Source organism: Streptomyces niveiscabiei, from assembly GCF_001419795.1.
Lineage (GTDB): Bacteria > Actinomycetota > Actinomycetes > Streptomycetales > Streptomycetaceae > Streptomyces > Streptomyces niveiscabiei.
Genome location: NZ_LIRL01000383.1, coordinates 1 through 14631, shown reverse-complemented (window position 1 = coordinate 14631; position 14631 = coordinate 1). Strand labels below are relative to the sequence as shown.

Sequence of the window (14631 nt, the reverse complement as noted above, 5' to 3'; positions counted from 1 at the left end):
GGGGTGGGGGTTTCCTCCTGCGCCCCGGACGGCCTGGCGGCGGGCGTCGGCCCCCGGTGGGTGGGGTGGGGTTGTCGGTGGTGCGTGACATGCTTGTGGGGATGGCCAAGAAACGTGCTGATGATGACCTCCTCGCCCCTGTGACCCTCGCCGTGGGGCAGGAGGAGTTGCTGCTCGACCGGGTCGTGCGGGATGTCGTGCGGGCGGCCCGGGAGGCCGACGCGGACACGGATGTGCGGGACCTGGGGTCGGAGCAGGTGCAGCCGGGGACGCTGGCCGAGTTGACGAGCCCTTCGCTGTTCTCCGAGCGGAAAGTCATCGTCGTACGGAACGCGCAGGACCTCTCGGCGGACACCGTCAAGGACCTGAAGGGGTATCTGGGTTCGCCCGTCGAGGACATCGCGCTCGTGCTGCTGCATGCCGGTGGGGTCAAGGGGAAGGCCGTGCTGGAGGCCGCGCGCAAGGCGGGGGCGCGGGAGGTGGCCTGTCCGAAGATGACCAAGCCCGCGGACCGGCTGGCTTTTGTCCGGCAGGAGTTCCGGGCGACGGGGCGGTCCGCGACGCCGGAGGCGTGTTCCGCGCTGGTCGACGCGATCGGGAGCGACCTCAGGGAGCTGGCGTCCGCCGTCTCGCAGCTGGCCTCGGACGTCGAGGGGACCATCGACGAGGCGGTCGTCGGGCGGTACTACACGGGGCGGGCCGAGGCGTCGAGCTTCACCGTCGCCGACCGGGCCGTCGAGGGGCGGGCGGCGGAGGCGCTGGAGGCGCTGCGGTGGTCCCTGTCGACCGGGGTCGCGCCGGTGCTGATCACCAGCGCGTTGGCCCAAGGGGTGCGGGCCATCGGCAAGCTGTCGTCCGCGCGTGGGGGCCGTCCTGCGGACCTCGCGCGTGAGCTGGGCATGCCGCCCTGGAAGATCGACCGGGTCCGGCAGCAGATGCGGGGGTGGACGCCGGAGGGCGTGGCGGTGGCCCTGCGAGCCGTCGCCGACGCGGACGCCGGGGTCAAGGGCGGCGGGGACGATCCGGAGTACGCCCTGGAGAAGGCGGTCGTGACCATCGCCCGAGCGGCCCGTTCCCGGGGGAGGTAGGGAAACGGATTGAGCGCCGTCCGCCGGTCTGGCTAGCGTTCCCGGTATGACGACAACTCCGGACGCCACCGACTGGCTCGCGGCCAACCGCGCCAACTGGGACGAGCGGGTTCCGATCCACGCGGCGGGGTCTTTCTACGACCTGCCCTCCTTCGTCGCGGGCAAGGAGTCGCTCCAGGACTTCGAGGTCGACGAAGTCGGTGACGTCAGCGGGAAGACCCTGCTCCACCTGCAATGTCACATCGGGCTCGACACCCTGTCCTGGGCACGACGCGGAGCCGCCGTCACCGGACTCGACTTCTCGCCGGCCGCTGTCCAGGTCGCCCGGGAGCTGGCCGTGCGGGTCGGCGCGGAGTCGGCGAGGTTCGTGACGGCCGATGTGTACGACGCCGTCGAGGCGCTCGGCGGTGAGCGCTTCGACATCGTGTACACCGGCTTCGGCGCCCTGTGCTGGCTGCCTGATATCGCCGGGTGGGCGCGGACGGCTGCCGCGCTGGTCGCCGAGGGCGGGTTCCTGTACCTGGCCGAGTACCACCCGGTCGCCGACCTGCTCGCCGATGACGGGTGCACCGTACAGAGCGACTACTTCCACACCGACCCGATCGTGGTCGACGCGCCCGGTACGTACGCCGATGTCGCCGCGCCGATGGACGCCACCGTGACCGTCGAGTGGCGGCACGGGATCGGGGACGTGGTCAGCGCGCTGGCGGCGGCCGGTCTGCGGGTGGAGTTCCTGCACGAGCACGACCACGGACACTTCAGGCTTCCCGAGGGGCGGGGGGTGCCTCGGGTCTACACGGTGCGGGCGGCGAAGACGGGGTGACGACCGGTACGGGGAGCCGTCGCGGCAACCCCGGCGGCGTACGCCGAAGACCCCGGTCCCACCCTGGGGAAGGGGGGAACCGGGGTCTTCGGTTCGAGCTTTTCGGTCACGCCCGCGTGGCGAACGCAGGCCGCGCGTGACCAGGTGGGTGCCGGACGGGAGCGGATGAGAGAGGGCCCGCTAGGTTCCGTCGGCGGTCAGATCAAAAAAGGGGTTCAGCCCTTGAGCGCCTCGACCTTGGAAGCAAGCGCCGACTTCTTGTTGGCGGCCTGGTTCTTGTGGATGACGCCCTTGGAGACGGCCTTGTCCAGCTGGCGCGCGGCGGCGCGCTGGTACTCGGTGGCCTTCTCGACGTCACCCGCGGCGGCGGCCTCGCGGGCCTTGCGGATCGCGGTCTTCAGGGAGGACTTGACGGCCTTGTTGCGCAGCCGGGCCTTCTCGTTGGTCTTGATCCGCTTGATCTGGGACTTGATGTTCGCCACTGATTGAGCCTTCTCAGGTTCAGGCACGGGACCGCGGGGGCCCCGGACCAGGTGATTTCTTGGGGTGTGCCTCGCGCTGAGAGGGCAAGAGACACAGCTGTCCACAGTAGCAGCGGCCCCCCGGCCAGCCCAAACCGGGACCTGGTCGCCACCCGTGGGACCATAGAACCTACGTATCGATCCCGACCCGAGGCACAAGGCGCCTCAAGAGACAGGACCCTGCGTGCCCGCGACCCCTAAGAATGTGCCCGAGCCGAGCCGTACCGACCCGGCGCTGATCCGCAATTTCTGCATCATCGCGCACATCGACCACGGCAAGTCCACGCTCGCCGACCGGATGCTCCAGCTGACCGGGGTGGTGGAGCAGCGCCAGATGCGCGCCCAGTACCTCGACCGCATGGACATCGAGCGCGAGCGCGGCATCACGATCAAATCGCAGGCGGTGCGCCTGCCCTGGGCCCCGACCGAGGACCCGGGCAACACGCACATCCTCAACATGATCGACACCCCCGGGCACGTCGACTTCACCTACGAGGTCTCCCGGTCGCTCGCGGCCTGCGAGGGCACCGTCCTCCTGGTCGACGCGGCGCAGGGCATCGAGGCGCAGACCCTCGCGAACCTGTACCTCGCGATGGAGAACGACCTCACGATCATCCCGGTGCTGAACAAGATCGACCTCCCGGCGGCGCAGCCGGAGAAGTTCGCCGAGGAGCTGGCGAACCTCGTCGGCTGCGACCCGGACGACGTCCTGCGGGTCTCCGCGAAGACCGGCGTCGGCGTGGACGCCCTGCTCGACCGGGTCGTCCGGGACGTCCCGGCCCCCGTCGGCGTCAAGGACGCGCCCGCCCGCGCGATGATCTTCGACTCGGTGTACGACTCGTACCGCGGCGTCGTGACGTACGTCCGTGTCATCGACGGCCAGCTCAACAAGCGTGAGCGCATCAGGATGATGTCGACCGGCGCGACCCACGAGCTGCTGGAGATCGGCACCAACTCGCCGGAGATGCTCGGCGCGGACGGCCTGGGCGTCGGCGAGGTGGGCTACCTCATCACCGGCGTGAAGGACGTCCGCCAGTCGAAGGTCGGCGACACCGTCACCAGCCAGGTCAAGGGGGCGACGGAGGCGCTCGGCGGCTACAAGGACCCGAAGCCGATGGTCTTCTCCGGCCTGTACCCGCTGGACGGCTCGGACTACCCGGAGCTGCGCGAGGCCCTCGACAAGCTCCAGCTGAACGACGCCGCGCTCGTCTACGAGCCGGAGACCTCCGCCGCCCTCGGCTTCGGCTTCCGCGTCGGCTTCCTCGGCCTGCTGCACCTGGACGTGATCCGCGAGCGCCTGGAGCGCGAGTTCGGCCTCGACCTGATCGCGACCGCGCCGAACGTGGTGTACCGCGTCGTCATGGAGGACCGCAGCGAGCACGTCGTCACGAACCCGAGCGAGTTCCCCGAGGGCAAGATCATGGAGGTGTACGAGCCCGTCGTACGCGCCACGATCCTCGCGCCGACCGAGTTCATCGGCTCGATCATGGAGCTGTGCCAGACCCGGCGCGGCACTCTCCTCGGCATGGACTACCTCTCCGAGGACCGCGTGGAGATCCGCTACACGCTGCCCCTCGCGGAGATCGTGTTCGACTTCTTCGACCAGCTGAAGTCGAAGACGCGCGGCTACGCGTCGCTGGACTACGAGCCGACCGGCGAGCAGACCAGCTCGCTCGTGAAGGTCGACATCCTGCTGCACGGCGACAAGGTCGACGCGTTCTCGGCGATCACGCACAAGGACGCGGCGTACGCGTACGGTGTGCGCCTGGTCGCCAAGCTGCGCGAACTCATCCCGCGGCAGGCCTTCGAGGTGCCGATCCAGGCGGCCATCGGCTCCCGGGTCATCGCCCGCGAGACGATCCGCGCCATCCGCAAGGACGTCCTCGCCAAGTGCTACGGCGGTGACATCTCCCGGAAGCGGAAGCTGCTGGAGAAGCAGAAGGAAGGCAAGAAGCGCATGAAGATGGTGGGTTCCGTGGAGGTTCCGCAGGAGGCCTTCATCGCCGTCCTGAGCAGCGACGACAGCGCCGGTTCGGGCAAGGGCAAGAAGTAGCGGCCGACCGGCCGTACTTGTGGGGTCCGTCGTGTGTGAGCACGGCGGGCCCCGCTGTCGTATCAGGCGGAAGTGACCGTCCGTGACCCCTTACGCCCGGGCCGGACGCCCTTTACTCTGATCCCTGCCTGGTAGTTACTCGTGAGTTAAACAGCCGCGTAGCACAACCGCCGCACCGTCGCGGGCCCCGGAGGACGTCGTGAGCGACACACAGACCCTGATCGAGAACCGTCCGCCGTCCGTGGCGGGCCTCTTCCTGGAGCGGGTGGCGGCCACACCCGACGCGGAGGCGTACCGGTACCCGGTACCGGCACCGTCCGGTCAAGGCCCCGACGACTGGAAGTCGCTGAGCTGGGCGCAGGCCGCCGAGCGCGTCCACGCGATCGCCGCCGGACTGATCGGCCTCGGCATCGAGCCGGAGCAGCGCGTCGCGCTCGCCTCCGCCACCCGCATCGAGTGGATCCTCGCCGACCTCGGCATCATGTGCGCGGGCGCCGCGACGACGACCGTGTACCCGCAGACCAACGACGAGGAGTCGGCGTACATCCTCTCCGACTCCGAGAGCCGGGTACTGATCGCGGAGGACGCCGCGCAGCTCGCCAAGGCCGTCGCCCGGCGCGGTGAGCTGCCCGACCTGGCGTACGTCGTCGTCATCGACCCCACCGGCGCGGACACCGGCGAGGACTGGATCCTCACGCTCGACGAGCTGGAGAAGCGCGGCGCCGAGCGGCTGGCCGAGGAGCCCGGGCTGATCGAGAAGAAGGTCGCCGCGATCACCCGGGACCAGCTGGCCACGCTGATCTACACCTCCGGTACGACGGGCCGCCCCAAGGGGGTGCGCCTCCCGCACGACAACTGGTCGTACATGGCCAAGGCCATCGCCGCGACCGGGCTGATCAGCGGCGAGGACGTGCAGTACCTGTGGCTGCCGCTGGCGCACGTCTTCGGCAAGGTCCTCACCTCGGGGCAGATCGAGGTCGGGCACGTCACCGCCGTCGACGGCCGCGTCGACAAGATCATCGAGAACCTGCCGGTCGTCCGGCCGACGTACATGGCGGCCGTCCCGCGCATCTTCGAGAAGGTCTACAACGGCGTCGCCGCGAAGGCCAGGGCCGGGGGCGGCGCGAAGTACAAGATCTTCCAGTGGGCCTCGCAGGTCGGCCGCGAGTACGCCAAGGTCACGCAGGACAACTTCATGCGGACCGGGAACCGGACGGCGCCCTTCGCGCTCACCGCGAAGCACAAGGCCGCCGACACGCTCGTCTTCGCGAAGATCCGCGAGGCGTTCGGCGGGCGGCTGCGGGCCTGCGTCTCCGGGTCCGCCGCGCTCTCCCCCGAGATCGGGTACTTCTTCTCCGGCGCCGGCATCCACATCCTGGAGGGGTACGGGCTCACCGAGTCCTCCGCCGCGTCCTTCGTCAACCCCGGCGAGGCGTACCGCACGGGCACGGTCGGCAAGCCGCTGCCCGGCACGGAGGTGCGCATCGCCGACGACGGGGAGATCCTCATGCGCGGCCCCGGGATCATGGAGGGGTACCACAAGCTCCCCGACAAGACCGCCGAGGTGCTGGAGTCCGACGGGTGGTTCCACACGGGTGACATCGGCGAGCTGTCCCCGGACGGGTTCCTGAAGATCACCGACCGCAAGAAGGACCTCATCAAGACGTCCGGCGGCAAGTACATCGCCCCCGCCGAGGTCGAGGGGCAGTTCAAGGCGGTCTGCCCGTACGTCTCCAACATCCTCGTGCACGGGGCCGACCGGAACTTCTGCACGGCGCTGATCGCGCTCGACGAGCCGGCCATTCTCGGCTGGGCCGAGGAGAACGGGCTCGGCGGGAAGTCGTACGCGGAGGTCGTGGGCTCGTCTGCGGCTGTCGAGCTGATCCAGGGGTACGTGGACGAGCTCAACGCGGGGCTTCAGCGCTGGCAGACCATCAAGAAGTTCCGGCTGCTGCCGAGGGACCTGGACGTCGAGCACGGCGAGATCACGCCGAGTCTCAAGTTGAAGCGGCCTGTGGTGGAACGTGCTTACAAGGGGCTGCTGGAGGAGATGTACGCAGGGACGCGCGAAGCGTAGGGGGTTGCGGGGGAGCGTTGGCGAGCGGCTGCGCCGTTGTGGCTTGTCGCGCCCGCGCGGCGGAGCCGCACAATTTATACAGCCCCGCTCCCCTAGCGGCGTTCCAGTAAACCGGCCATGGCAGCTAGCAGTTCGTCGATGTTTACCGGTTTCGGTACGTAGTCGTCTGCGCCCTGTGCGATCGACTTCTCTCGGTCTCCCGGCATCGCCTTCGCCGTGAGGGCGATGATCGGGAGGTCGGTCCAGCGGGGGGAGCGGCGGATTGCGGTGATCGTCTCGTAGCCGTCCATCTCGGGCATCATGATGTCCATCAGGATCAGCTCGATCTCGGGGTGGGCGGCGAGGAGTTCGATGCCCTCGCGGCCGTTCTCCGCGTACTGGACGTCCATGCCGACGCGGCCGAGTACGTGGGTCAGCGCGAACACGTTGCGGATGTCGTCGTCGACGATCAGGACCCGGCGCCCGGGCAGCACCTCGGCGGCGCGCCCGGTGCGCCAGGTCTCCGGCGCGGTGGTCGGCGGCCACGTCTCGACGGGTTCGGCGGCCGGCGGCGCGAGGTGACCGGGGCTGACCAGCGGGACGTACAGCGTGAACGTGGAGCCGAGGCCGGGCGCGCTCTCGGCGACGATCCTGCCGCCGAGCAGCCCGGCGATCTCGCGGCTGATGGACAACCCCAGGCCGGTGCCGCCGTACTTGCGGTTGGTGGTGCCGTCGGCCTGCTGGAACGCCTCGAAGATGCCCGGGAGTTGGTCTGCGGCGATGCCGATGCCCGTGTCGGTGACGGCGAAGGCGATCATGTCGTCACAGGCGCGGGTCACCCGTAGTTCGACGCTGCCCGAGGACGTGAACTTGACCGCGTTGGACAGCAGGTTGCGCAGGATCTGCTGGATGCGCTGCTCGTCGGAGTGCATCGTGCGCGGCACGTCGTCGCCGACGGACACCTCGAAGGCGAGGCCGCGGTCGAGGGTGAGCGGGCGGAACGTGGCGTGCACGTAGTCGAGGAGCTTGATCAGCGGGAGCGTCTTGGGGCGTACGTCCATCCGGCCCGCCTCGATCTTCGACAGGTCGAGGATGTCGTTGATGAGCTGGAGCAGGTCGGAGCCGGAGCGGTGGATCGTGGTCGCGAACTGCACCTCCTGGTCGGAGAGATGGCCGTCGGGGTTGTCGGAGAGCAGCCGGGCCAGGATCAGCAGGGAGTTGAGCGGGGTGCGCAGCTCGTGCGACATGTTCGCCAGGAACTCCGACTTGTACTGCGACGACGTCGCCAGCAGGGCCGCCTTGTCCGCGAGTTCGGCGTTGGAGCGCCGCAACTCCGCCTGCTGCTTCTGGAGTTCGTCCGAGCGTTCCTGGAGCTGGCGCATGAGCCGCTGGGACTCGCTCAGCAGGGACTCCGTACGGGAGTTGGCGATGATCGTGTTGATGGCGACGCCGATCGTGTTCACGAACTGGTCGAAGAACGCGAGGTGGACGTCCGAGAAGCGGGAGAACGAGGCGAGTTCGACGACCCCGAGGAGCGTGTCCTCGAAGAGGATCGGGATGATGACGACGGTCGTCGGCGGGGCCTCGCCGAGCCCGCTGGCGATCTTGATGTAGTCCGCCGGGGTCTCCTCCACCAGGATCCGCTTCTTCTCCCGCGCCGCCTGCCGGACCAGACCGTGCACCGGCAGCCCGCCCGTCTCGACGGCCCCGTACCCGGCGATGAACGCCAGCCCCTTCGCCGGGCCGGTGGTGTGGTCCTCCGGGTCGGCCAGGTAGAACGCCCCGTACTGCGCGTTCACCAGCGGCGTCAGCTCGCGCAGGATGAGGTCCGCGACCTCCATCAGGTCCCGGTGGCCCTGCATCAGCGACGCGAGGCGGGCGAGGTTGGACTCCAGCCAGTCCTTCGCGCGGGTCGTCTCGCGCAGGGTCGCCACCATCAGGTTGACGTCGTCCTTGAGTTCGGCGACCTCGCCGCGCGCCTCGACGGTGATCGCCCGGGTCAGGTCGCCCTGGGCCACGGCCGAGGCGACCTAGGCGATGGCGCGAACCTGCGTGGTGAGGTTCAGCGCGAGTTCGTTGACGTTCGTCGTGAGCCGCTTCCAGGTGCCGTAGACGCCCTCCACCCGTGCCTGGCCGCCGAGTTGGCCCTCCGAGCCGACCTCGCGGGCGACGCGGGTGACCTCCGAGGCGAACGCGGAGAGCGTGTCCACCATCGTGTTGATGGTCGTCTTCAGTTCGAGGATCTCGCCGCGCGCGTCCACGTCGATCTTCTTCGACAGGTCGCCCTGCGCGACGGCGGTCGCCACCTGCGCGATGTTCCTGACCTGTGAAGTCAGGTTGTCCGCCATGTAGTTGACGTTGTCGGTGAGGTCCTTCCACACCCCCGACACGCCCCGCACCTGCGCCCGGCCGCCCAGGTTCCCTTCCGTGCCCACCTCGGCGGCGACCCGCGTCACCTCGTCGGCGAACGCCCGCAGTTGCTCCACCATCGTGTTGACGGTGTCCTTCAGCTGCTGGATCTCGCCGCGCGCGTCGACCGTGATCTGCTTGGAGAGGTCGCCGTTGGCCACGGCGGTCGTCACCTGGGCGATGTTGCGGACCTGCGAAGTCAGGTTCAGGGCCATGAAGTTGACGTTGTCGGTGAGGTCTTTCCAGACGCCGGACACGCCCCGGACCTGGGCCTGGCCGCCCAGGTTGCCTTCGGTGCCCACCTCCCGGGCGACGCGCGTGACCTCGTCCGCGAATGCCGAGAGCTGGTCCACCATCGTGTTGATGGTCGTCTTCAGCTCCAGGATCTCGCCCTTCGCCTCCACGGTGATCTTCTTGCCGAGGTCGCCCTGAGCGACGGCCGTCGAGACGAGGGCGATGTTGCGGACCTGCGAAGTGAGGTTGTCCGCCATGAAGTTGACGTTGTCGGTGAGGTCCTTCCAGACGCCGGAGACGCCCCGGACGTGGGCCCGGCCGCCGAGGTTGCCCTCGGTGCCGACCTCCCGGGCGACCCGGGTGACCTCGTCGGCGAACGCCGAGAGCTGGTCGACCATCGTGTTGACCGTGTTCTTCAGCTCCAGGATCTCGCCGCGCGCGTCGACGGTGATCTTCTGACTGAGATCGCCGTTGGCCACGGCGGTCGTCACCTGGGCGATGTTGCGGACCTGTGAAGTCAGGTTCGAGGCCATGAAGTTGACGTTGTCGGTGAGGTCCTTCCAGACGCCGGACACGCCCCGGACCTGGGCCCGGCCGCCCAACTGGCCCTCCGTGCCCACCTCTCGGGCGACGCGGGTCACCTCGTCGGCGAACGCGGAGAGCTGCTCCACCATCGTGTTGACGGTCAGCTTCAGTTCGAGGAGTTCGCCGGTCGCCTCGACGGTCACCGTACGGGTCAGGTCGCCGCGCGCCACCGCCGTCGTCACCAGCGCGATGTCCCGTACCTGTGCGGTCAGCCGGGCCGCCATCGTGTTGACGGCCTCCGTCACGTCCCGCCAACTCCCCGACAGGCCCTGCACCTTGGCGCGGCCACCGAGACGGCCCTCGGTGCCGACCTCGCGGGCGACCCGGGTCACCTCGCCGGTGAACAGCGAGAGCTGGTCGACCATCTTGTTCACGGCGCGGCCCAACCGGCGCAGATCGCCCCGGAGTTGGCGGGTGCCGTCGTGCAGGTCGACGCGTTGGGTGAGGTCGCCGCCCGCCACCGCGTCCAGGACGCGGGTCGCGTTCGCCGCCGGGGCGGCCAGGGCGTCCAGGAGCTGGTTCACGTCGTCCACGCGCGACGTCCAACGGCCCTGGCCCGGGCTGGCCGAGACGCGTTCGTCCAGCCTGCCGTGCCGGACCACCTCGCGCTTCACCCTGCGCACCTCGTCGTTGAAGTGCGTACTGCGGTCCACGATCTGGTTGTAGACCGTGGTCAGTTCGGCCACGATCCCGTCGTCCCGGGCCGGCATCGCCGCCCGGACGAACTCCCCGTCCCGGGCCGCGAGCAGCGCGGTGAGCAGAGGGCGTAGCGCAGATGCTCGAATCCCGCCCTCAATTGATCCGTCTTCGAGCACACACACAGCACTGTTCTCACTCATGGCGGCCCACTTCGATAACTCGGCGCTTATGGGCGTAGTCAGTCTGTCACCCTGTTCGTAACGACCGAGGCGTATTCGAACCAACTGCTCGGGGAGGAGGGCCGTTCAGTGGGGACCATTCCGACACAACGGGAGTCGGCCCCGCGCTCGCGGCTCCGCCGGCCGGCGCGGATCGGTACGACCCTCACGGGGAGCGCGCTCGCGCCGGGTACCGCGCGGGAGGTGCTGGCGCGGGCCCTGGACGAGTGGGCCGCCGCCGGCCGGCACGCCACCCCCCGCGCCGGGGACGAGGCCGTTCTCGTCCTCAGCGAACTCGTCACCAACGCGGTCGTCCACGCGGGCACCCACGCCGACGTCCTGTGCCTGCGCAGCGACGACGGCGTACGCGTCGAGGTCGCCGACCGCTACCCGGAGCGCGAGATCCCCCTCCAGGGCGCCCTGCCCGCCATGAGCAACCCCGACCGCGAGGGCGGGCGCGGACTCCAGCTGTGCGCGGCCATCGCGGGGCGCTGGGGCGTCGAGTACACGCCCACCCACAAGAACGTCTGGTTCCAGCTCGCCCTGCCCGAACGCGCCGTCGGCACCCGCACGGCAGGCCCGTCCCTGCCGGTCGGCCTCCTGCCGCTCGCCGACGGCCGGGTACGCGTCGCCGTCGTCCAGATCGACCGTACGGGCTCGATCTCCGCCTGGAACGAGGACGCCGAGGACATCTTCGGCTACCCCGCCGACCAGGTCATCGGCAAACCCCTCACCGACCTCGCCGCCTGGCCGCACACCCCGGGCACCGCCACCGGCATCGCCGAGGCGCTCCAGCTCTCCCGCTGGGAGGGCAGCTACGGCATCCGCGGCTCCGACGGCCGCGTCACCCCCGTCTACGCCTCGCACCTGCGCGTCCGCGACACCGGCGGCGAACCCTCCACGGTCTGCCTCCTGGTGCGCGACCACGAGCGCGCGGTCCTCCAGACCCCGGCCCGCGGCCCGGCCTCCGACAGCGCCGGCTCCTCCGACTCCCCGAACACCGACCCGTTCGAGGTGTTCATCGGCTCCCCCGCCCCGGACGACCTCGACGGCCTCCTCCAGCGCACCGTGGAGCGCGCCCGCGACATGCTCGACGCGGACGCCGCCTTCCTGCTCCTCGCCACCGACGACGAGACGGAACTCGAGGTCCGCGCCTCGACGGGCCTGCCCTCCACCCGCCAGCGCTTCGCCCGCGTCCCCGTCGAGGCGGGCCCCGGCCGGTACGGCTCCGCGCGCATGCCGGCCGTCCACGACGACCTGACGGCCGTCCCAGGCGCCGTACCGCTGCTGAACGGCACCGGCATGCGCGCGGTCGTCACCGTGCCGCTGAAGGTCGAGGGACGCCTCACCGGCTCCCTCGGGGTCGCCTCCGAGTCGCCGGGCCGCTACTCCAACGAGGAGGCGCTGCGGCTCCAGTTCGCCGCCGACCGGATCGCCCTCGCCGTCGAGTCCGCGCGCCTGGGCGAGCTGGAGCGGCTGCGCAGAGGCTCGCTCAGCTTCCTCGTCGAGGCCTCCGACCTCCTCGCCGGCACCCTGGACCGGGACCAGACCCTCGCCCTGATGGCCCAGATGACGGTGCCGACGCTGGCCACCTGGTGCGCCGTGTACACGATCGCCGACCAGGCGTCGGAGCCGTACCTGTCGTACGTCCTGCACGAGGACGAGGAGCTCATCGACGGCATCAAGTCCCTGCTGTCGAAGACCGCGCCGCCCGACCCGGTTCCCACCCCCGGCGCGCGCGTATGGACGGCGCCCGGCCAGGCCGCGCACGAGGCGGCCCTGCGCAGCTCGATGCGCAGCCTGGGCCTCGCGGGCGGCCCCACGCACCCGGTGTCCTCGGGCATCGGCCCCACCCTCGCCACGGCCTCGGCGGTCGGCGGCGAGACCGTCGTCCTCCCCCTGGTCGCCCGCAACCGCGTCATCGGCATGCTGACCCTCGGCAAACCGACCGACGAACACTTCCGCCAGGAGATCCTGGAACTCGCCGAGGACCTATCCCGCCGGGCCGCCCTGGCCCTGGACAACGCCCGCCTCTACTCGGAGCGCACAGCCATCAGCCAGGCCCTCCAGCGCAGCCTCCTGCCCCCGGGCCTGCCCGAGATCGCCGGCGTCGAGGTCGACGTCATCTACCGCGCGGCCGGCGAGGGCAACGAGGTCGGCGGCGACTTCTACGACGTCTTCCCGATCAGCGACGGCGCGTACGGCTTCGCCATCGGCGACGTCTGCGGCACAGGCCCGAACGCCGCCGCCGTCACGGGCCTCGCCCGCCACGCCCTGCGCCTGCTCGCCCGCGAGGGCCTCAGCGGCCCGGCGGTCCTGGAGCGCCTCAACTCCGCGATCCTCGACGAGGGCTCCCGCAGCCGCTTCCTGACCCTCCTGTACGGCGAGCTGCGGCCCCAGGAGGACGGCAGCGCCGAGCTGAAGGTCGTCTGCGCCGGCCACCCCCTCCCGCTGCGCCTGCGCCAGGACGGCACGGTCGAGCCCGCCGCCGAACCCCAGCCCCTCCTGGGCGTCATCGAGGACCTGGACCTGTACGAGCAGACGGTCACCCTCGACCCGGGCGACGTCCTCCTGTGCGTCACCGACGGCGTCACCGAACGCCGCGAGGGCACCCGCATGCTCGGCGACGACGGCCTCGCCGACGTCCTCACCACGTGCACCGGTCTCACGGCGGGCGCGGTCGCCGCCCGCATCATGCGCGCGGTGGAGCGGTTCGCCTCCGACGCCCCGTCGGACGACATGGCCATTCTCGCGATGCGGGTGGCGTGAGGGACCGGACGAGGGCATGAAAAAGCCCCCTGCCTCGAAAGGCAGGGGGTTTATCTCTGAGCCCCCAAACGGAATCGAACCGTTGACCTTCTCCTTACCATGGAGACGCTCTACCGACTGAGCTATAGGGGCCTTGTCGCCTTTTGGGGCATTTCCCTCGCGGCAACAAGAAGATCGTACCCCGAACGAGCGGCTATTCCCAAACCCGTTCAGTACGCCGGCTGCAACAGCCCGCCGAGCGCATTGCACGCGGACACTATGCGCTGCATGTCCCGCTTCGTCAGCGCCGCGTCGACCGGCAACGCCAACGTCTCGTCGGCCGCACGCTCGGTCTCCGGCAACGACACGCACCGCCGGAACTCCGGCAACCGGTGCACAGGCGTCTTCACCGGCACCCGGCAGGCAACTCCCTTGCCCCGCAAGGCGCGTGCGAAGGCGTCCCGGTCCGGCCGCCCGTTCCCCGGCACCCGCACGACGTACTGCTGATAGGTGTGCCCGTCCCCACCGTCGGGCGTCCACACCCCCCGCAACCGGGCGTCCAGATAAGCCGCCCGCTCCCGCCGCTGAGCGATCTCGTCGACGGCCCCGCCTCCGTCCCCCTCCTCCAGCACCAGCAACCCCCGCCGGGCACCGACCTCCCTCAACCGCCCCATGTCCGCAGGCCGACCAAAGCGGTGCACGACAACGACGGCCGCCGTCCGAGGAGTTACGACCGACTCGACGGCCAGCGCGTCGAGGCAGTAGCTCACCGGGTCCACATCCGCGAACACCGGCATCGCACCCACCCGGGCCACCTCTTCGGCGACCTCGGTGTTCCCGAAGGCCGGCACGACGACCTCGTCGCCGAGCCCTACGCCCGCAGCCCTGAGCATTGCTCCAGTACCCATGGTGGGATGGTCGGGGCGGAACGTGAACTGGAAGTGACGGACAACAAAAAAGAGGTGGGCCCTGAACCGAAGTTCAGGGCCCACCTCTAAAAGGAGTTCGGCGGCGTCCTACTCTCCCACAGGGTCCCCCCTGCAGTACCATCGGCGCTGTAAGGCTTAGCTTCCGGGTTCGGAATGTAACCGGGCGTTTCCCTCACGCTATAACCACCGAAACACTATGAAACAGACAACCGCACCACACCGTGACCATGGCATGGGGTTGTTCGTGGTTTCAGAACCAACACAGTGGACGCGAGCAACTGAGGACAAGCCCTCGGCCTATTAGTACCAGTCAGCTTCACCCGCTGTC

At 69.8% G+C, this 14631-nt stretch carries 7 protein-coding genes, 1 tRNA gene, 1 rRNA gene and 1 pseudogene; 5 read left to right on the top strand and 5 right to left on the bottom strand.

Annotation, left to right across the window (positions count from 1 at the left end):
• Positions 1-101 precede the first annotated feature (101 nt).
• Both holA and AOK24_RS19245 read left to right on the top strand, forming a co-directional pair.
• The gene (gene holA / locus AOK24_RS19250; RefSeq protein ID WP_206191233.1) at positions 102-1088 is read left to right on the top strand and encodes a DNA polymerase III subunit delta; all 987 of its coding nucleotides are present in this window, start codon (positions 102-104) and stop codon (positions 1086-1088) included.
• Positions 1089-1134: 46 nt separating this feature from the next.
• The gene (locus AOK24_RS19245; RefSeq protein WP_055721306.1) at positions 1135-1911 is read left to right on the top strand and encodes a class I SAM-dependent methyltransferase; all 777 of its coding nucleotides are present in this window, start codon (positions 1135-1137) and stop codon (positions 1909-1911) included.
• A 215-nt stretch (positions 1912-2126) separates the two neighbouring features.
• On the opposite strand, the gene rpsT is transcribed toward AOK24_RS19245, so the two are convergent.
• The gene (gene rpsT / locus AOK24_RS19240; protein ID WP_055721305.1) at positions 2127-2393 is read right to left on the bottom strand and encodes a 30S ribosomal protein S20; all 267 of its coding nucleotides are present in this window, start codon (positions 2391-2393) and stop codon (positions 2127-2129) included.
• A 223-nt stretch (positions 2394-2616) separates the two neighbouring features.
• Here rpsT and lepA point away from each other — a divergent pair, with 223 nt between their 5' ends.
• Complete coding sequence (gene lepA / locus AOK24_RS19235; RefSeq protein WP_055721304.1) at positions 2617-4485, top strand: translation elongation factor 4; 1869 nt, start codon at positions 2617-2619, stop codon at positions 4483-4485.
• Between the two features lie 199 nt (positions 4486-4684).
• Positions 4685-6562 carry an AMP-dependent synthetase/ligase gene (locus AOK24_RS19230; protein ID WP_055721303.1) on the top strand — a complete coding sequence of 626 codons (1878 nt, stop codon included), beginning with the start codon at positions 4685-4687 and terminating at the stop codon, positions 6560-6562.
• 92 nt (positions 6563-6654) lie between these two features.
• On the opposite strand, the pseudogene AOK24_RS19225 reads toward AOK24_RS19230, so the two are convergent.
• Positions 6655-10608, bottom strand: a pseudogene (locus tag AOK24_RS19225) (HAMP domain-containing protein).
• A 225-nt stretch (positions 10609-10833) separates the two neighbouring features.
• Between AOK24_RS19225 and AOK24_RS19220 the strand changes: the two are divergent.
• A complete protein-coding gene (locus tag AOK24_RS19220; protein ID WP_055721309.1) occupies positions 10834-13395 on the top strand; it encodes a SpoIIE family protein phosphatase in 2562 nt (853 codons plus the stop codon).
• 59 nt (positions 13396-13454) lie between these two features.
• On the opposite strand, the gene AOK24_RS19215 is transcribed toward AOK24_RS19220, so the two are convergent.
• The 3 genes from AOK24_RS19215 to rrf all read right to left on the bottom strand — a co-directional run bounded on the left by AOK24_RS19215 (position 13455) and on the right by rrf (position 14494).
• A tRNA-Thr gene (locus AOK24_RS19215) sits at positions 13455-13527 on the bottom strand.
• A gap of 77 nt (positions 13528-13604) precedes the next feature.
• The gene (locus AOK24_RS19210) at positions 13605-14267 is read right to left on the bottom strand and encodes a DegT/DnrJ/EryC1/StrS family aminotransferase (protein WP_055721308.1); all 663 of its coding nucleotides are present in this window, start codon (positions 14265-14267) and stop codon (positions 13605-13607) included.
• A 110-nt stretch (positions 14268-14377) separates the two neighbouring features.
• Positions 14378-14494, bottom strand: a 5S ribosomal RNA gene (rrf, locus tag AOK24_RS19205).
• Between the last annotated feature and the right edge of the window lie 137 nt (positions 14495-14631).

Excerpts from the sequence above, each read along its gene's own strand:
- AOK24_RS19245 (WP_055721306.1), top strand. The coding sequence starts at position 1,135 with ATGACGACAACTCCGGACGCCACCGACTGGCTCGCGGCCAACCGCGCC.
- holA (WP_206191233.1), top strand. The coding sequence starts at position 102 with ATGGCCAAGAAACGTGCTGATGATGACCTCCTCGCCCCTGTGACCCTC.
- AOK24_RS19210 (WP_055721308.1), bottom strand. The coding sequence starts at position 14,267 with ATGCTCAGGGCTGCGGGCGTAGGGCTCGGCGACGAGGTCGTCGTGCCG.